19 protein-coding genes are annotated in these 17,488 nt (G+C 59.6%); 3 read left to right on the top strand and 16 right to left on the bottom strand.

Going from position 1 to position 17,488, the window contains the following annotated elements; genetic code table 11:
- Nucleotides 1-68: 68 nt before the first annotated feature.
- Nucleotides 69-500, top strand: a complete 432-nt coding sequence (locus tag B5F89_RS00885; protein ID WP_087429917.1) for an IS3 family transposase — start codon at nucleotides 69-71, stop codon at nucleotides 498-500.
- A 125-nt stretch (nucleotides 501-625) separates the two neighbouring features.
- Here B5F89_RS00885 and B5F89_RS00880 read toward each other — a convergent pair whose 3' ends face one another.
- Nucleotides 626-1,051: a helix-turn-helix transcriptional regulator gene (locus tag B5F89_RS00880; RefSeq protein ID WP_087429916.1), complete on the bottom strand. Its 426-nt coding sequence runs from the start codon at nucleotides 1,049-1,051 to the stop codon at nucleotides 626-628.
- Nucleotides 1,052-1,160: 109 nt separating this feature from the next.
- On the opposite strand from B5F89_RS00880, the gene B5F89_RS00875 reads away from it, so the two are divergent.
- Complete coding sequence (locus B5F89_RS00875) at nucleotides 1,161-2,162, top strand: hypothetical protein (RefSeq protein ID WP_239286608.1); 1,002 nt, start codon at nucleotides 1,161-1,163, stop codon at nucleotides 2,160-2,162.
- Between the two features lie 130 nt (nucleotides 2,163-2,292).
- Here the strand turns inward: B5F89_RS00875 and B5F89_RS10335 are convergent, their stop codons facing one another.
- The 15 genes from B5F89_RS10335 to B5F89_RS00800 all read right to left on the bottom strand — a co-directional run bounded on the left by B5F89_RS10335 (nucleotide 2,293) and on the right by B5F89_RS00800 (nucleotide 16,975).
- Nucleotides 2,293-2,505: a 4Fe-4S binding protein gene (locus B5F89_RS10335; RefSeq protein ID WP_087429915.1), complete on the bottom strand. Its 213-nt coding sequence runs from the start codon at nucleotides 2,503-2,505 to the stop codon at nucleotides 2,293-2,295.
- Nucleotides 2,502-3,521 (bottom strand): Coenzyme F420 hydrogenase/dehydrogenase, beta subunit C-terminal domain, encoded by a 1,020-nt coding sequence (locus B5F89_RS00865; RefSeq protein ID WP_255375144.1) that lies wholly within the window; start codon nucleotides 3,519-3,521, stop codon nucleotides 2,502-2,504. Before B5F89_RS00865 ends, B5F89_RS10335 begins: the two co-directional genes overlap by 4 nt.
- A gap of 67 nt (nucleotides 3,522-3,588) precedes the next feature.
- A complete protein-coding gene (locus B5F89_RS00860; protein WP_087429913.1) occupies nucleotides 3,589-4,710 on the bottom strand; it encodes a polysaccharide pyruvyl transferase family protein in 1,122 nt (373 codons plus the stop codon).
- Between the two features lie 12 nt (nucleotides 4,711-4,722).
- The gene (locus tag B5F89_RS00855) at nucleotides 4,723-6,051 is read right to left on the bottom strand and encodes an oligosaccharide flippase family protein (protein WP_087429912.1); all 1,329 of its coding nucleotides are present in this window, start codon (nucleotides 6,049-6,051) and stop codon (nucleotides 4,723-4,725) included.
- Entirely contained in the window at nucleotides 6,048-7,343 is a 1,296-nt protein-coding gene (locus B5F89_RS00850; RefSeq protein ID WP_087429911.1) for an O-antigen ligase family protein, read from the bottom strand. The genes B5F89_RS00855 and B5F89_RS00850 overlap by 4 nt, the downstream gene beginning before the upstream one ends.
- 168 nt (nucleotides 7,344-7,511) lie before the next feature.
- Complete coding sequence (locus tag B5F89_RS00845) at nucleotides 7,512-8,099, bottom strand: acyltransferase (RefSeq protein WP_204230533.1); 588 nt, start codon at nucleotides 8,097-8,099, stop codon at nucleotides 7,512-7,514.
- Nucleotides 8,100-8,185: 86 nt separating this feature from the next.
- On the bottom strand, nucleotides 8,186-9,235 hold the full coding sequence (locus tag B5F89_RS00840) for a glycosyltransferase family 2 protein (protein ID WP_087429910.1): 1,050 nt from the start codon (nucleotides 9,233-9,235) through the stop codon (nucleotides 8,186-8,188).
- A complete protein-coding gene (locus tag B5F89_RS00835) occupies nucleotides 9,226-10,398 on the bottom strand; it encodes a glycosyltransferase (RefSeq protein WP_087429909.1) in 1,173 nt (390 codons plus the stop codon). The genes B5F89_RS00840 and B5F89_RS00835 overlap by 10 nt, the downstream gene beginning before the upstream one ends.
- On the bottom strand, nucleotides 10,398-11,567 hold the full coding sequence (locus B5F89_RS00830) for a Coenzyme F420 hydrogenase/dehydrogenase, beta subunit C-terminal domain (protein ID WP_087429908.1): 1,170 nt from the start codon (nucleotides 11,565-11,567) through the stop codon (nucleotides 10,398-10,400). Before B5F89_RS00830 ends, B5F89_RS00835 begins: the two co-directional genes overlap by 1 nt.
- Nucleotides 11,564-12,727, bottom strand: a complete 1,164-nt coding sequence (locus B5F89_RS00825) for a polysaccharide pyruvyl transferase family protein (RefSeq protein WP_158098378.1) — start codon at nucleotides 12,725-12,727, stop codon at nucleotides 11,564-11,566. Before B5F89_RS00825 ends, B5F89_RS00830 begins: the two co-directional genes overlap by 4 nt.
- The gene (gene wecB / locus B5F89_RS00820) at nucleotides 12,675-13,784 is read right to left on the bottom strand and encodes a UDP-N-acetylglucosamine 2-epimerase (non-hydrolyzing) (protein WP_087429907.1); all 1,110 of its coding nucleotides are present in this window, start codon (nucleotides 13,782-13,784) and stop codon (nucleotides 12,675-12,677) included. Before wecB ends, B5F89_RS00825 begins: the two co-directional genes overlap by 53 nt.
- Nucleotides 13,781-14,551: a WecB/TagA/CpsF family glycosyltransferase gene (locus B5F89_RS00815; protein ID WP_087429906.1), complete on the bottom strand. Its 771-nt coding sequence runs from the start codon at nucleotides 14,549-14,551 to the stop codon at nucleotides 13,781-13,783. The genes wecB and B5F89_RS00815 overlap by 4 nt, the downstream gene beginning before the upstream one ends.
- The gene (locus tag B5F89_RS00810) at nucleotides 14,551-15,375 is read right to left on the bottom strand and encodes a sugar transferase (protein ID WP_239286607.1); all 825 of its coding nucleotides are present in this window, start codon (nucleotides 15,373-15,375) and stop codon (nucleotides 14,551-14,553) included. The genes B5F89_RS00815 and B5F89_RS00810 overlap by 1 nt, the downstream gene beginning before the upstream one ends.
- Before the next feature lie 129 nt (nucleotides 15,376-15,504).
- Entirely contained in the window at nucleotides 15,505-16,017 is a 513-nt protein-coding gene (locus B5F89_RS00805) for a hypothetical protein (RefSeq protein ID WP_143758314.1), read from the bottom strand.
- Nucleotides 16,018-16,315: 298 nt separating this feature from the next.
- Nucleotides 16,316-16,975 (bottom strand): recombinase family protein, encoded by a 660-nt coding sequence (locus tag B5F89_RS00800; protein WP_087429903.1) that lies wholly within the window; start codon nucleotides 16,973-16,975, stop codon nucleotides 16,316-16,318.
- Nucleotides 16,976-17,264: 289 nt separating this feature from the next.
- Between B5F89_RS00800 and B5F89_RS00795 the strand changes: the two genes are divergently transcribed.
- Nucleotides 17,265-17,468 carry a cold-shock protein gene (locus B5F89_RS00795; RefSeq protein ID WP_087205308.1) on the top strand — a complete coding sequence of 68 codons (204 nt, stop codon included), beginning with the start codon at nucleotides 17,265-17,267 and terminating at the stop codon, nucleotides 17,466-17,468.
- Nucleotides 17,469-17,488 lie beyond the last annotated feature (20 nt).

Genomic DNA, 17,488 nt, shown 5'->3' with positions numbered 1-17,488 from the left:
GAGCGGGGCCCGGCTCGCCGACATCGCCTACGCGCGCGCACCGGGGGCGGCCCTGCCTGGCGGCCGCGATGGGCATCTGGTCCGGGAAGACCGCCGGCTGGCCGATGTCGGCGAGCATGGCGGCCGAGCCCGCCGACGACGCGCTGGAGACGGCGATCGTGGGGCGCAGGCCGCCCGGAGGCCGCATCCACCATAGCGACCGCGGGAGCCGGCACGTCTCGCTCCCGATCGGCAAGACGATGCGCGAGGCCGGCATCGGGCCGTCGACGGGCTCGATCGCGAGCCCGTGGGACAACGCGGCGATGGAGTCGCCCATGGGGCCCGTCGAGGCGGGGTGCGCGCACGCCCGCACGCTCGAGACGCGGGATCAGGCGGCATTGGAGATGTTCGACTACATCGAGTGCTCCTGCAACAGGGTGCGGATCCACTCCGCGCCCGGCAACCTCAGCCCCGAGGGGTTCGAGGCGAGGCATGCGCAGGAGGCCGCTTCGGCGGCGTAGAGGGTGTCAACGAAATCGGGGTAAATTCACCACGCCGACGCCATCATGGACCGCATCGTCCACGGCGCCGCATGGTTCGGCATGGGCGAGATGAACATGAGGAGGAAGCTGGGCGGAGACTCGGGCTAGAGCTCTTGTGCGGGCGCCGGTCGCGGTGCCGACCCATGCCGCGGCCGGTGCCGATTCGCAATGCTGCCGGTGCTGAATCGCGATAATCTGTGGTGCTCAGCGGGGCAAATACTCACGATGCCCATGATCACCCATACCAGGCGGGCAAGGCCGAACGCCATCATGACAACGCCGAGACGGGCCATCTTCTTTGCTCCTGCCGCCAGCGCGTCCTGCATTTTGCGCGAGTCCTCCTTGACCAAGGAGTCGATGCTAACGCCGAACAGGTTGCTCAGGATGAGCAGGCTCTGCACATCGGGATAGGTGCGGTTGGTCTCCCAGTTGGAAATAGTGTTCCGTGTCACGAACACCGCTTTTGCCAGATCGGCCTGGGACATTCCCAGCCGCTCGCGATGTTCTCTGATGCGCTTTGCGAGCTCCACGCAACCTCCCTTTGGATTCGGGCCGTCAGGCTGCGACCACGGTACCACCTAACCGCTTTTGCAGGACCGTCTTTGGGCGAATTTGCGTTGCCAAAAGGTTTGGGCAGGTGTGCTGAGCCGGGAGTTTGCGCTGAGAATTGAGGTGGCGCTTGAGTCGGAGGAGTTCTTGATGGGGCGACTGATTGATCGATGGGGCGTGCACTGCGATGGAGGGGCGGCGCTTTGCAAGACGGGAAGCGGGTGCAGCTTTCTGTGTGGGCGAAGACTGGTGACAAGCGGGCATGAGAATAACCTGCGTGGGCGCGATGGGTACCGCATCGAGACGGTTTGCTTCGACGAGCAGGGCAACGGGGTCGCACCTGTAGGCGTGTGCCCGGTCTACGAGACGGGCAGCGAGTGGCCTACGTTCGCTATCATGAAACCGGCTATTGACAACACCAGGGTCGATATGTCGCCGTGCGGGCAGTCGGTGTTTGCGGACGCGGTGGACGCGATACAGGCGGTCGACCTCGCGTTCGACGCCATGATCTCCGAGGTGGACAACGGGAAGATGCGGGTGTTCCTTTCGGACGTAATGTTCGATCAGGAGGAGGACGGCAAGGGGCGCAAGGTTTCGATCCCGTTCGGGCGGCAGGACTGCACCGTGTTCCGGAAGGTTATGAGCACGGAGGACACGATACAGGAGTTCGCGCCCGCATTGCGCACGGACGCGCAAGCGAAGGCGCTGCGGACGGCGCTGCAGATGCTGGGAGACCTGTGCGGTTTCGGGATCACGTACTTTGACTTCGACGGGGCGGGGTACGTGAGGACGGCCACGGAGGTGCCGTCGGATAACAGTGCGCTCATGCGGAACATCCGGCGACACGAGCACGTGCTGGAGAAGGCGGTCGCAGGGATATGCCGCGCCGTGATGGCGGTGTCGCGTTCGCTGGGCGCGGCGCTTCCCGACGAGGGTGACGTGCGCGTCAGCTTCGATGACAGCATCATCACGGACACCTCCGCCGAGAAACAGCAGGACATGGCTGAGATGGCCCGGGTTGCTGTTTTGGGCGGGCGCGCTACACGCAACGAAGACTCGGTATGCGACGATGTGGCGGTTGGCATCAAATAACAGGGTCACTATCTTGAAGATGCCAAAGCGCTGGAACGGGATGCATCGCCCTTACCTCCAGCGCTTTCATTGTATCAATGGGATATGTTGATGAGGCGCCGACAGCAAGACTCCCGCTGCCGGCTTGGAGTCACACCCGCAAATCAAAATTAAACGCGCAGACTTTGAGGCACAGGTGGCAGCGAATGCATGCATCTCCGTCGATACTCGGGTAGAGGAACCCGTAGCGATCGGGCTGCATTGTAATCGCGTCTTTGGGGCAGACCGACGCACATGCTCCACAACCGCAGCACTCCGAGTCGTCCGCGTACAGAATCGGTACGCTATTCGAGTCCACGCTCATCGGCTTGGCACCCCTTTCAGGAGCTTCTTGACAACTCGCTTGGCAAGCCAGGCTCGACGCTCCCAAGCGGTCTCGCGGCGGAAATCTGATTCGAGAGCGGCTATGCCGCGCGCCTTCCAATCTGCAAGAATCCTGTCGCGCTCAGCCGTACGAGTGGTCGGGTGGCGCAACTGGTCGTTCCCGGCGACCGCTTCATCGAGCGGCCGCTCAGCCCACTGCGACGCATTTTTTACGGTACGCAGGGCCAACTCTCCCTTGGCAGTATTTGCGATGACGAGTGAGATGCCTTGCTTGGGATTTAGCCCTGTCGCCGCGTGGTCTATGCCCCAAAAGTCGCCGAGAGTTATGTCCCCTGGTCGCTTTCCGCCTGCGTAGGGACAACGGTAACAGCTCTCCCTGTAGACATCGCCCGCAAGGAAGCGGGTGTAATAGTACGACGTCTTCGGCGAAAGAGCGCGCTTGCGGGACATAGAATCATGATTAGAGCCAAGGGTAACAAATGCCGCGCCGACGCACCCCCAACCCTCCGATTTATCGCGAAATCGCAATTCACTCAGACTGTCGCCGTGAAACTCCCAGTCCATGCAGTCGGCAAAGAACTCCGGGCTCGGCACGCCATGACAAACAATGTCGATAAGCAACAGCCGATCTGTCGATGCCCCCCTTGCGGCGAGAAAAGATTTGAGCCCAGCGACCTGGCAGGGGGTGCCGCTAAACACGACCTCGCGCTTAGCGCGCAAGTCGGCAAGTACGTCACGCATAATTGCACCCATCTCGCTCTGGACGTACTTTGAGCCGCGCAGTCGGTGAAGGTCAGCCGCATTATCGATGCGAACGCACTTCACCTTAGTAGGGGCGACATAAGCATGACCGTAGACAACCCCATTCCTGTTAAGTGCGGCACGTGCGAGGATGGAGAAAGCTCCTCCTGAAGATGAAGCCATGAGCTCTTCTTGAGACGAGTTTACCGCAGCAATGCACGAAGCGTTGGCATCATGTCGCACTAGGGTCGCCATGGCGCGGCTCTTGCGGCATTTCCTCTCCCCGTCAAACCGCTCTCCGACCGTAGACGGCATGGTGCTTTTAGCGACCATCAGACGAGAGCACCTCCTGAAGCCAGCCATAGGCGTATTCCTGGTACTGCACAAACTGGTTGTCGACAACATCCCAGTCGACTTCCTCCATCGAACTCAGGAGCGGAGGCTCGCCATCATACGCTGACAACAGCCTTCGCATCATATCGAAATCCCGGAGGACGTCATGAAGACGCACTGAATACTTCGGAGGATCGAAAACGCCCAACGACTTGTGGAATAGGAGGCTGAAGCACGTGCCATGGAACGAATCTGTTACGACATACGAAGCATCGCGGAAAAGGGAGACCCAGCGCTCGACTGACGGGAACAGCTCCTTCCTCCAGCCTTCTGGCAGTCTTTCCTTCCAGTCGAGGGAGATTTTGACGACGTTACAACCTGCAGTTTTCGCAAGCTTGTCAGCATATGCAAGCAACGTCTGCCCTTTGTTCAGCTGGTAGACCAACACGTATGGCTTGCCGTTGTTTTGCCGTGCCTGTTCCGCTAGCCGCTCGAACATGTTCCTTCCACACAACAGCACCGGGTCGTGGATCACGACCCCTCCCGTGATTCCCATGCTTTCAAGCACCTTGACTCCCGATGGCTCGCGCAGCGAAATCGCCGTGAATCGTTGCAGCAGCCCTGCGACTTCTGCCTTCTCCTCCTCAAGCAGCTCGCTTCTCCCGAAACTCGCCGCATAGCTTATCTTGATGCACTCGTCAGGCACGTTCTTGAGGAAGAACACAGGGTCGATGCCCTCGTTGCATTCGTAGTTCCACGTCTGATCGCTACCGACACAGTAAATCGCGTCCTTCGAGAAATCCCCTCCGTTCTCGAAGTTGCCTGAAGGGCATAGCGGGAGATGGCGCTCGACAAATGGTCGGAATATCCTGTGCGATATTATGCGATTGGACATTTGGGATGCAGCGCTTAGCATGCCTTTGATAGGGTTCGAAGTTCTCCTGATGCAGCGTTTCACCAGTTCTGCATTCGTCCAATATGCCCTGCGGTAGTCTACAAACTTGGTATCGCCGAACTTATCGAGGACTCCTCTTGTTGCAACTGCCTGCAGGACTGTTCCATAGTTGTATGAGTCGATAATCGTTGCAACATAAATCTCTGTTTTCTTCATACATTAATCCTTTTAATTGATCTGAATAAACGAACCGACAACTTCTCTGATCAGTACCGAGAGCAGGAATGTCCCGATAAGCATCGCGAGAACTTCCACCAAATAGCGCGGCACGCTTAGCCCCATATAGCGGTAGAGCGTGGCATAGTATGGAACCTGAACGACTATGAATCCGGCGACCATCGCGGCGACGCATACGATCACGTCTCCCGTCGCCAAGTACGCCACTGTCATGGACAACGGTGCGACGATAGCGTGCCCGATACCGGTAAGCATCGAATACCGCTGCTTACCGAGCACGATGTCGACCCCCTTTATCGATGCGGTCAGGAACGAGAACAGCGATTGGAAGCCGATCACTCCGACCATCGCGCCCCCCAGCTCGTATCCGCTGCCGAATACGAGGTCGATGATGGGGCCTCCCAGCGCGATGAGGAACGCCATCGGGGCGATTGCGACCAGCATCGTGCGGCGCATGTTCCGTTGGACGAACCGAGCGATGGCTCCCACATCTTCTCTCATCGATGCAATGCGCTGGTAGAAAACGTTGCCGACCGCCTGCCCGATGAATGTGACCGGTATGTTCAGGAGCTTCTGGGCGATTGAGAAGTTGCCGAGCACCGTGGTTCCGAAAAGGGAGCCGATTATCAGGGTCGGGAGCTGGCTTCTCACCTGGTAGGCGATGTTGGAAGGCGTCTGGTTGATGATGAAGTCCCTCTCCCGCGACAGCAGACTTCGGTAGTACGCCAACGGAACTCTCCGGTACGGGATGGCGACTCTCCGCCTCATATGGGCCAACGTAACGATTTGGCCTGCGATCATCCCGACGAAATAACCCCAGGAGATGAAGCCGGTCACGCCGAGCGCTATCGACGCGGCTGCCGCCACCAGCTGATTGATCAGTGGGTTCTTCATGAGCACATCGTATTCCTGGCGCCTGTTCAGGAGCATGTAGTTGATGGAGACCTGCTGCAGGGTGATTGAGTAGATCAACGTGCAGACCACAACTGTCACCATGCGAGCAGCGTCGTACGACAGCAGCGCGCAGTACAGCGCAACCAGAGGCGTGCACAATGAGCACACGGCGACGTTCAGAGCAGAAATCGCACGGTACTGGTTCTCGATCCCTTTCTCTTCGCAAACCATGAGGGAATTTGTCAGCCCGATGTCGGAAATCGTATTCACGATTCCCGAGACCGACGTGATTATCGCCCATGCGCCGATGATGTCGGCTCCGTAGATGCGGGTGATGAAAGGCAACGATACGACGGAGCACAGCTGGCCTGCAACCGTCCCCGACGATATCTTGAAGACGTTTCTGATGTTGGCTGATATCTTCACCGAATCACTCCATGTTTAAATGTCGACAACGAAGCGCTATTCGAAGCACGGCGAACTGGCCCTGGTGCCACATCGTCTTCCTGCGCTTTCGAAAGCATTGCTTGGGTGACAATGAAGGATATGTACAAAAACTGCGGCCCGTAATACGTATCAACGTTATCCGTTGCATATATTACGAATATCATCGCAGTAAATACCGCATATGCTTTCAGCGCCCTGTAGCCGTATTTCTTTTGGATGAAAGATGGTATAGACCAGAGGAAGAGATACAGCCAGATAAGGAAACCCACGAATCCGATTTCCGCATACATCTTAAGAATGTCGTTGTGAAGAGCCCCCGCACCGCCCAAATAGTAGAGATTGTCTGCCAACCATTGATACGTCCAGTTCACGCCATTCCCAAGATAGGTAATATCAAACTCCGTGAGGTTCACGATGTGGCGCCAGTAGATCGTCCGTCCCATCATGTTGATACCACTCGAATTGAGCAGATCAAACAACCATCCGTCATAAAGGCCCCACACCATCAGGATACAACCGATGCCTATCATTACGAGAACTGCGCGCAGCAGCATGATGCCGTTTTTCTTTTGCATACGGTTAGCCGCAACGAAGATGATCGCAACGACGATTACCGCCGCAAGCAAGATGCGCTTGAACCCCAACACGAACATCACGATGGATATTGCTTGGTAGACCCACCTGTACTTAAGCTCTTTGTCATTAACAAAATAGGTGTAATACACGAAGAAGAAAGCAGACAGGAACGTCCAAGAGTAATGTTCGAAGGGATTGACCGCATCGGCGGTCCCGATTGATGCGACCGCGGTCAGTAATGCGGATGGTCCCGACTGCATCAATATCATGCACACTTCGAACAGAAACGTTATAAGGTTTGCCCAAAAGACGTAGTCGACTGTCTTTGACCTGAATAAGTAGAGGGCCGAGATCGGTAGAACGAAGGTAGCCAGCACCGTAAAACCGGTTGAGAGGGCTTCGATATCCGCCAGTCCGACGATAACCAGCACAATCCCGTACGTCCAGATAAATATCTTCGGCAGCATCAGCCGTAGCGCAATGGGCTTGTAATCCGAACTGTTCCCTGAGATCCTATTCCGCCCTCGGAGCAACGTAATTGCCGCAAGAGCAATCCAGAACAGATCGAACACATAGCCGACATTGCGGATAATGATCGACTCGCGATTGTATCGCAGCGCAATAGCCATCGACACGATGAAAATAATCGCATTGAGGTCAAACTGCCTTTTCGATATAAACTCAGTTGCCGTCATTCAGATTCTGCACCCTCAAAAAACTCGCAATTTCGAACCGCACATCAACGCTGTTCCTTGCAATAGGCCAAGAAGCTTTCGGAGGAATCGAATCGGGATTGCGTTGCGCCTAACATTTCTAGGGTTCTCGCCTCGTTCCCCATAAGCCCTATCTTGTATCGGTAAAGTTCACCGTTCTCTTTTGATGCGAAAAGGAAGAAGTACTCGTCTAGCTTCTCGGCAGGGATTTCCTTCCCGAAACGCACGTAATAAGCATTCACATAAGCAACTGCCTCGGCGAGTTGCTTCTCTTTTTCTTTTCGCGTAGAACTCATCTAGCGTCACTATCTTTTTTGCAGGGTTTCCCGCGTAGACGGAATCGGAATCGACCCTGCCGCTCACCACAGCCTGGGCGCCGATTATCGTGTGGTCGCCAACCGTCGTGCCGCAAAGGACGGCTGCGCCCCAGCCCACGAACACCCCGTCGCCAATCGTGACGGCCCTTTGCTTTCCGCAGATTTCGCCGTACTTGTGCTTGATCACCGACCATGAGTAATCGTGGGTCAGTATTGTTGCGGGGCCCGTTATGCGGACGTGGTTGCCCATGCTGAGCAGATGGGGGTTGGTCTCGTCGATATGCGTGATATCGGGGTTGTAAATGTACACGTCCTGACCGATTTCGGTTCCGATCCTTCTCAGGTGGTCGATGTAGGACTTGCTTGTGGCTTTATAGCCGTACAGCAGCTTTCTGCATATCGCATTGACCGGGTTCCCCATCTCTTACCTCCTTTTGATTCCGATGGGAGCATGTCTCGCTCTGTCCGTTTGCTTTCCCGCAACTTCGGATTTCTCTGCGCCCTTGCCTAGAGCACTCCCGCGTTTGCCAGAGCCAGAAGAGTGCTCGCCCGGCGCTTCTCGACCAGGCGAAGGAAGAATCGCTGCCGAATCCCAAGACGAGAGACCGGGTACGACTCAATCGCCTTCTGGACTACTTCTGCGGAGACCATGCTTTGTAGGCTGTGCAGCGCCTCTTCGCGATGAGACCCGCTCACTTTCGGTCTTTCTTGCTTGACGCACATGCGGAGGTAGATGAAGAAGGTCTTGTCGAGGCGGAGCAGGCACTCATCGGTGAGGCTCTCCTCGCGAATCATCTCCTGAACCCTCTTGTAGAACCTGACGCACGCCTCGAAGCGGTCGGGACGGTAGCTCGTGGTGAGGGAACCCTGCGCGGTGCGGTAACAGTAGCCGGTGAAGTCGCTGAGGGCGGCCGTGCGCGCGTGCAGGAGGAAGTAGAACTTGAAAACGAAGTCCTCCGAGATCATCTCCCGCTCGGAGGGGAAGCGCAGGCTGTGCTCCTCGAGCATGCTCCGCCTGTACAAGGCGGAGTATGCCGACATCGGCACGGAATCGTGCGATGACGGCATGCTCCCGCACAGGCGCGGCAGCAGCTCCTCCTGGACCTCGGAGCCCTCGAAGCGGCGGTTCTCCAACTTGAGCTCGAAGACGGTCTCGCCATCGGCGGTTTTCTTCGTGTGGCCTCCGATGACGCAGTCGGCCGGGTCGCCGCCGAGCGCCCTGACGAGGTACTCGACGGCGTCCTTCTCCAGCCAGTCGTCGGAATCGACGAACATGACGTAGTCGCTCGGGCGTGTGAGGCTGTCCAAGCCGGTGTTCCGCGCGTAGCCGAGGCCGGCGTTCTGTTTGTGTACAGCGATGACCTTCTCGTGTGCGGCGGCGTAATCGTCGCAGATGGCACCGCTCGAGTCCGTAGAGCCGTCGTCCACGAGGATGATTTCCTCCAGCGGGTAGGTCTGGGCGAGCAGGGCGTCCAGACATTGGCGGACGTAGCGCTCGACGTTGTAGACGGGCACTATGGCCGAGATCGTCGGTTTCCCATTTCGCGCTAAAAGCACAAGAGCCCCCTAATGTCACTATCACTATCACTATCTTGGTTGTTACGCACTTGAGACTCGCCTGCGTATAGCGTTCTCAGTTGCGAACCAAGATCTTCAATTGAATAACCAGCTTTTTTGATTTGTGAGACGGTGAGTCGTGAGTCTCCGATGCATCGCAGACACCCTTTTGAAACCGCACGGTCTGTACCATCTAGCCAGGATGTGCAATCATCCAGCGGAAGGAAGCTGACGATTCCGGCTACGTCCACCTCTCGGGAGACGGTGTCTGAAACGGCGCAGGGTAGACCGTTGGCTTGGGCTTCGATAAGGGTAATGGGGAGTCCTTCGTAAAAGCTCGGCATGATAAGGCAGTCCATGGCGCTGTAGTAGCGCCATGCGTCGCTCACAGTGCCGGTGAAGTGCGTCCAAGACGCAACCCCTAGCTCTGCGGCGCGCGCGACAAGCATCTCCGATTCCTCGCCTTCCCCGAGGAGGACGAGGTATGCGTCTCGCCCGGCTTCACGCAGACGGGCGAGAAGTTCGATGGCGAACGATGTGTTCTTGACCGGTATCCCAGCGCCGACGAGCCCGATTAGGGATGCCCCCTCAGGTACGCCTAGCGCTTCGCGCACCGCCGTACGCTGCTCAGGGGAGAACGCGAACCTCTCCAGGTCGATGCCGTTCCTGATGACCGTGTAGGGCCTGCTGCCGAAGAGCCAGTCGCCTGCCACCTTTGAGCACGCGACGCGCGCCGTAGGCGAAGCCGAGTACATCAGCTTGAGCGCGGCATCGCCGGCGCGTTTCCACAGCTCGCCGCTGCCAAGCGAAGAATTGTGCGAGTGCACCACCCGCACAACTCGCCCCGCGCGGCGCGCCGCCTCCGCGCAGAGCAGGCCGACGCCGTTGTTGCAGTGTATGTGGACGACGTCCGGCGACTCGGTCTCGAAGAACCGCATCATGTCCAGCATGCTGCGCTTTCCCGCGAGCCGTCCGTCCTGGACGACCGGGCCGAGAACCGTCAGCCCCTGATCTTCTCCCGTGACGGGGCCCAGGGATGCGACGACTTGCCGATACTCGTCTTCCGGCAGGGCCTCGACGGCGTTGTGGATGAACCGCTTGACCCCGCCGACACCGTGGCCCCATCGCATGGTGACGTGCATGACCTTCTTCGCTACCGCCATCAGACCGCCCCCTTGACGAGGCGCTTGATCGACGTGGGCACGGCGCGCTTGAAGCGGCTCTTCAGGATCTCCTTCTTGTAGCGGCGCGCCGCCAACGACGCGACCGCAGGAAACCCGCCGGCCGCGTACGCGTCGGCGAACTCCTCGCGCTCGGACGGCAGTGACGAGGGTCGGGTCAGGTTGGCGTTCGACCGCGCGGCGTCATCGAACCGCACCTCTTTGAAAAAAGCGCTGTTTGCGCATGCACGATTGAGAAAATTCAGTCCCTTTTTCGAATTGGCAAGCGCAACGGAGACCCCGCCGTCGAGGTCGACACCAAGGTGAAGCCGCTCGACGCCCCAGAAGTCTCCGAGTGTGATGTCACCGACGCGCCTCGCCCCGGCATAGGGGCATGCGTAGCAGCACCGCCTGAACGTGGCACTTTGGTTGAATGTTAGAACGTATGGGTCATCGACCGGTAGGGCCGACCTTGGTCCTGCCTCGGTTCTGTACGAACCGAGGTAGGACCAACCGGCAGCGACCTTGTCACGTGAGTTGTACTCAATCAGGGATTTCCCCGTCTTTTTCTCGAACCATAGAAGATAATCCTCGAAAAAGGCGGACGAAGGAACACCATGGCAGACGAGGTCGACGGTCACGAGATTCTCGGAATCGCTGCCGAGAAACGCCTTCAGCGCCGCGACTTGACAGGGCGTCCCGACGAACAGCACGTCGGCTCCCGCAGCCAAATCGCCCTTGACGAGACCGAATATCCCCGTCGTATCGCTCTGAACGTATTTGGAGCGGCGCAGCGCGTCCAGCCCTCCAGGCGCCGTGACCCTGACGTGAGACGCGCCTTCCCCGCGCTTCCAGCGCGATCCGTACACGACGCCGTTCGCTAGGAGCACTTCCGCAGCAAGGAGGGAAAACGCTCCGCCCGAAGACGAATCCTCCAGGATTTCCCGATCAATCGCCTGAACGGCGAACGCGCGCCCCTCGAACGCCCCTTGCTCGAAGGGCCTCGCCGCGTGGCACGCGCGCAGACAAGCTCCGCAGCCGACGCACATCTGCTCGTCCACCACGGGATACATGTGCCCGAGCTCTCGCTCCTCCATGGAGATGCACGACTTGGGGCAGGAGGCGATACATGCGCCGCAGCCCGTGCAGGCAGGGCCGATGCTTCCGATCATCGCGCAGCCTCCTCGAGAAGCCCCCGAAGGTAGGCGCGGGCGCTCTCCGCGCCTTTAGCGATCGCGGCTGCCGGGGCAACGTAGTCGATCTCTTCCGAAACCAAGGCGTCATCGAACCTCTTGGTCACCAGACGGCGCCCCAAACCCATGATGGAGAGGATGTTCTCTATGCGGGCGTTGTACCTCGCGGCGTAGGTGAGGAAGCGCTTGCGGAAGATGATCGAGAAGGCCGTGCCGTGGAACGAGTTCGACACCACGAAGGCGGCGTCCCTGAAGAGCGCGAGGAAATCCGAGGGGGTGGCGAACAGGAAGTTGCGGTCCACGCCGGGAATGCGGATGGGCCTCACCGAGAGGATGTACAGCCTCGCGCCGAGCCGGTCCGCGATCTCGCGGGCCTGGCGCACCATCTCCTCGTAGCCTTGGGCGATGACGTACACCAGGACGTACGGCTCTCGTCTCGTCCTTGTCGAGGCGAGCTCGCACCATTGCTCGCGGTCGAGCAGGAAGACCGGATCCAGGTCGACGCGCGCCTCGACGCCGAAGTTTGCCAACTGCTCGGCAGCCCTTTCCTCCCGCACGGAGACGCCCCAAAACGACTGGACGCCGCGGGCGATGCCAGAACCCTCCTCCTCGGTCAACTCGTCTTTGCCGATGCTCGCTGCGTACGACGCCCTTGCCGCCCCCTGCGGCGCGAACCCGAGCAAGTAGCTCTTGTCCTCTCTGCCGTTGTAGCTCGAGTTCCAGACCTGGTCGCTGCCCACGAGGTAGAGGTCGGCGTCCGGGCACCCATCGGCAAGCTTGCGCGGCTCGGAGAAGCGTCGACTCAGGGCGAGATGCTTTTTCAGGTATCCTCGAAAAACGACCTTCTGGGGAAACCTGATCACGGAGCTAGCGAGCAAAAACGCCAGCTTCCACGGGAGGCTCTTCTCGGGGTACTTAATCTTGACGTTGTTCCACATCTTGTAGCGCGCCGGGACGTAGTCGACGACCTCGACCTCGGCTCCCAGCTCCCGAAGCGTCTTCGAGAGCGCGTAGCATTGGAGAACCGAGCCGTGGTTTATCCCGAAGTGGATGGTCAGGATCTCAACCTTCGGCTTGCCAAGACCCCTATTCATCTGCACCGCCCCCAGCCAAGATCCCGGCGATTCGCTCGCTCGCATGTCCGTCGCCGTACGGGTTGGAGGCATGGGACATTGCCCTGTACTCCGCGGGGTCGTCGAGCAGGTGGGAAAACTCGTGATAGATTCTCTCCTCCTCGGTGCCGACGAGCCGAAGCGTCCCCGCCGCCACGCCCTCGGGGCGCTCGGTCGTGTCGCGCATGACGAGCACGGGCTTGCCGAGGGAGGGAGCCTCCTCCTGGATGCCGCCCGAGTCGGTGAGGATGAGGTAGGAGCGGGCCATGAAGTTGTGGAAGTCCACGACCTCGAGCGGATCGATGATCCTGAGCCTGCTGAAGCCGTCCAGCTCCTCGTGGGCGGCCTTCCGCACCTGGGGGTTCATGTGGATGGGGTAGATCGCCTTCGTGTCCGGCCGCTCCTCCATGACGCGGCGTATGGCGCGGAACATGCGATGCATGGGCTCGCCCAGGTTCTCGCGGCGGTGGGCCGTGATGAGGATGAGCCTGCTGTCCGACGCCCAGTCGAGCCAGGGGTTCGAGTAATCGTCCCTGACCGTCGTCCTCAGCGCGTCGATGCCGGTGTTGCCGGTGACGAAGATCCTCTCGTCGGGCTTCGCCTCGTCGAGGAGGTTCTGACGGGACGTCTCTGTCGGCGCAAAGTACCACCGGGAGACCACGTCCACAGCTTGGCGGTTGAACTCCTCGGGCCACGGAGAGTAGAGGTTCCGGGTGCGCAGGCCCGCCTCCACGTGTCCCACGGGAATCTGGAGGTAGAAGGCGGACAGCGCCGCCGCGAAGGAGGTCGTCGTGTCCCCGTGGACGAGCACGGCGTCAGGGCGCTCATCCTCCAGTACAGACCTGATTCTCAGCAGCACGTCGCTCGTGATGTCGAAGAGCGTCTGCCCGGGCTTCATCACGTGCAGGTCGCAATCAGGCTCCACACCGAACACGGTTAGGACCTGGTCGAGCATCTCGCGGTGCTGGCCCGTGGTGCACACGACCGTCTCGAACTCGTCGGGGCGATTCTTAAGCTCCAGCACGAGCGGGCACATCTTGATGGCCTCCGGGCGGGTGCCGAAGACGAGCATGACCTTCCTCACCGGGAAGCCCCCTTCATCCGCTTCTCCTCCTTGCGCAGCAGCGCCATGAACCGGGCGTTGCCGACGACGTATCTCTTTGCAAGCCTGCCGGGCTCCTGCATCATGCGGAACAGCCACTCCAAGTGGGCCCGTTGCATCCATATGGGGGCACGTGGAATCGCCCCGGACACGACGTCAAAGCTCCCTCCCACGCCCACGTAGGCGCCCTTGAGCCCGAGCTCGCGGAAGCGCTCGATCAGGCGCTCCTTCTTGGGCGAGGTGATTCCCACGAAGGTTATCTGCGCGCCGCTCGCGCGAACCTCGTCGGCGACGGCGTCGAACTCGTCCTCCCCGAAATAGCCGTCGCGAACGCCCGCGATGGGGAGCTCCGGATAGTTCCCTAAGAGCACGTCGCGCGTACGCTCCACGATCTCGCGCTTGGCACCGAGAAGAAACACTCGGTAGCCCTCATTCTCCGCAAGCGCACACAGCTCTCCCATGAGGTCGATACCCGCGACCCTCTCCGGTACGGAGACCCCGAGCCTCCGAGCAGCCATCACCATCGAGGCGCCGTCGGCATTGACGATTTCGCAGCGACGCACGATAGCGTCCATCTCAGGATCGTCGCGCATCTGCAACACCTTGTCGGCGTTCACGCCGATAAGGTGTGCGAACGAGTCCGAGCCAATCAGCTCCTTAGTCTTGGCAACCGTCTGGGCCATCGTCCAAGGGTCAACCGGAACCCCCATGACGGCGACACGTCCGGGAAACGAAGTGCCTTCAGCCATCAGTACGCCCCCTTCCCGCTAAACATCGAGCGCAGGGTCCCAAAAACGAGTCCGAGGTCGTGCGCGAGCGAGCTTTGCTCGATGTACTCAAGATCAAGATCGACCATGCCCTCAAAAGACGAGTCGCTACGCTCACCGGCCTGCCATGCGCCGCCGCAGCCAGGCTTAACACGCAAGCGCTGCATGGCGCGACCGTCGTACTGAAGAATCTCCTTCGGCAGGGCGGGGCGCGGTCCGATGAGGCTCATTTGACCGGCAAAGACGTTCAGCAACTGCGGTAGCTCATCAATCGAATGCCTGCGGATGAACTTTCCAATGCCGGGAATAACACGCGGGTCGTCCTTGATTTTGAACATGGGGCCGTCGGCCTCGTTCAAATCCTTCAGTTCGTCGAGCAGCTTGTCGGCATGTGGGACCATGGAGCGGAACTTCCACATGCGAAAGAGGTAAAACGTGCCGTCACGACGTACCCGCCCCACGCGCAACTGGCTATAGAGCGGACCGGCGCCGGGCGAAGCTATGCAGATCGCCGCAGACAAAACAACGCTGGGGACCAGCAGCACAACAATGACAGCGCCCGATGCCACGATATCGATAATACGTTTGACCGTGCGGTACGCGTGCCGATCGAGGAGAGGCTGCACTCCGGAGTCGGCACCGTACAGCATATGCGCCGCCTCAGAATCGGTAACATCCGCGCGAGTCCAAGATCCATGCACCTCGCCAGCAGAAGCCGCTGACGAATCATGGTTTTGAGCCGAGCCAGTCCCTGCCTGCAATCCGGCCACAGGCACCTGCAACGCCGGCTTTTTCGCAGCAGCCATCACACACGCCCCCGCGGCGCTATCCCGAGCATCGAGTGCCCCCCCCCCGCCGCATGTGCGGAGTTATGTCCTGCGATTCGTTCCATCCCATCCCGGCACCGGTCTCCAAAAATCAGCGCGATGGCGCCGTTAGCTCTTACTCGGAACACTGAGCGGCACGCTCTCCACAAAGCCGCCGTCCGCATCCGCCACGCGCACGCGGCAGAAGCGCTTGTGACGGTTGAGCCCGCTCAGCCGGTCCTCTTGACCCACGAGCGGCCCCTCCTCAACGTGGAGCGCGCCGTCCGCGATCACCGCCGTAGAACTGCGGATCACATGCCGCTCGTCCATCGCGGCGGCAAACCAGTCGCGTGCCTCATCGGCAAGCGGAGCCCACGAGCGCTCGTCGGCAGCCGCGGGACGCACCGGGAGCGTAAGCGTGCCGAGCGCCTTGGAAAGCGCCGCGGCGTCTCCTGTCACCGCAAAGATGAATCCCGGATGCATCACGCATTCCTGCGTAAACCACTCACCCGAGCGCTTCATCCAGCGCTCGTGCATGATGACAAAGGCATCGGCCAGAACGTCGCGCGGTACCAACCGGAGCACGTCCCCGCAAAGCGACCGCTCGCGGCCTTCCGGCACCTGGATGAGATACCAGCGCAAACGCCCCCGAGGCGAGCGACGTCCGCGCGGCAACCCATCTGCCAAACGCCCACCGCGCCGACCAGACGCAGCGGAAACACTCTCCGCAACCGGCATCCCAGCCCTCCCCTCGGCCACACACGCTCCGTAAAGCGCAGAAAGGTATACCTTTATCTTCTCTTAAGCGATTGTAAAGTATAGTCGCTCCATCGTCACTGTCTAGGTTCGAATCGCCTCTTTTCCGACATCTGACACAGCCCTTACACACTCTTCACGTCTCACCGGCTCGAGATGACCCCCTCCTTAAAGGTGTACTTTTTCACTCTCTCATTTCCTCTTTTACCTGCAGGTTCTTATGCTGCTCTCCCCTTTTTTGCCTCAAAACGCACTCGTCTTCGCGCATCCATTTATCCAGCGTGCTGACTGAGACGCCCATCGCTTTTGCCGCCTCAGCTCTGGTGATTTCTCGCACGCGACAGCGGTCTCTTAGCGTTGCATATGACGCCGGGCGTTCCTTAGATGGACGTCCAAACTTGACCCCGCGCGCCTTGGCGGCGGCGATGCCTTCCGCCTGCCGTTGGTGAATGCTCTCGCGCTCCACCTGCGCCACGTAGCTCAACAGCTGCAGCACGATGTCGCCAATAAGCACACCCGTCACGCCTGCGCACCCTTGCCGCGTATCGAGCAAGGGCATGTCAAGTACCACTACGGCCGCCCCCACCTGCTTGGCGATGCAGTGCCACTGCTCCAGAATCTCGTCGTAGCTGCGCCCAAAACGGTCAATCGACTTCACCACGAGCGTATCGCCCGCCTCAAGCGCATCCATGAGGCGCAGCCACGCCGGACGATCGAAGCTCTTTCCGCTTGCGTGGTCGGCAAAGACCTCGTCCACCCCAAAGGCAGCAAGCGCGTCCAGCTGTCGATCGAGGTTCTGCTCGCGCGTCGACACGCGCGCATACCCGTACACTTTGCCCGCCATCGTCATCCTTTCCCTTGGCTATTCCAGCGGTGCATCTGATGCCTGTCGCATGGCCAATCAGAAAACGAAAAAGCCCGCATCACTAAGGACCGGCACACACCCTTTGACTGCAGCTATATCTGAGCTGCGACCTCGGAATTCAGTTGGGTTTCACCATCGGGAAATAGTTGAAAAAGTCTGCTTGAAGCACGCTCCAGTGGGGTACCATATCCCTCGCGGCCGCACGGTCGCTCCTGTTTCGCGCGAAAGCGCACCTTTTGCCCGCAAGGGCACGAAAGAAAGGCACGTCATGGCACAAGGTACGGTTAAGTGGTTCAACCCCGAGAAGGGCTACGGCTTCATCTCCCGCGAGGACGGGGATGACCTGTTCGTTCACTTCTCTGAGATCCAGATGGACGGCTACAAGACCCTCGACGAGGGCGAGAGCGTCGAGTTCGACGTCACGACCGGTCAGAACGGCAAGCTGCAGGCTTCCAACGTCCGCAAGCTCTAAGCTCTCGGTCACACAGCAGA

The organism is Collinsella sp. An307 (genome assembly GCF_002161805.1).
GTDB lineage: Bacteria > Actinomycetota > Coriobacteriia > Coriobacteriales > Coriobacteriaceae > Coprousia.
This window is presented reverse-complemented; position numbering and strand designations above follow the sequence as displayed.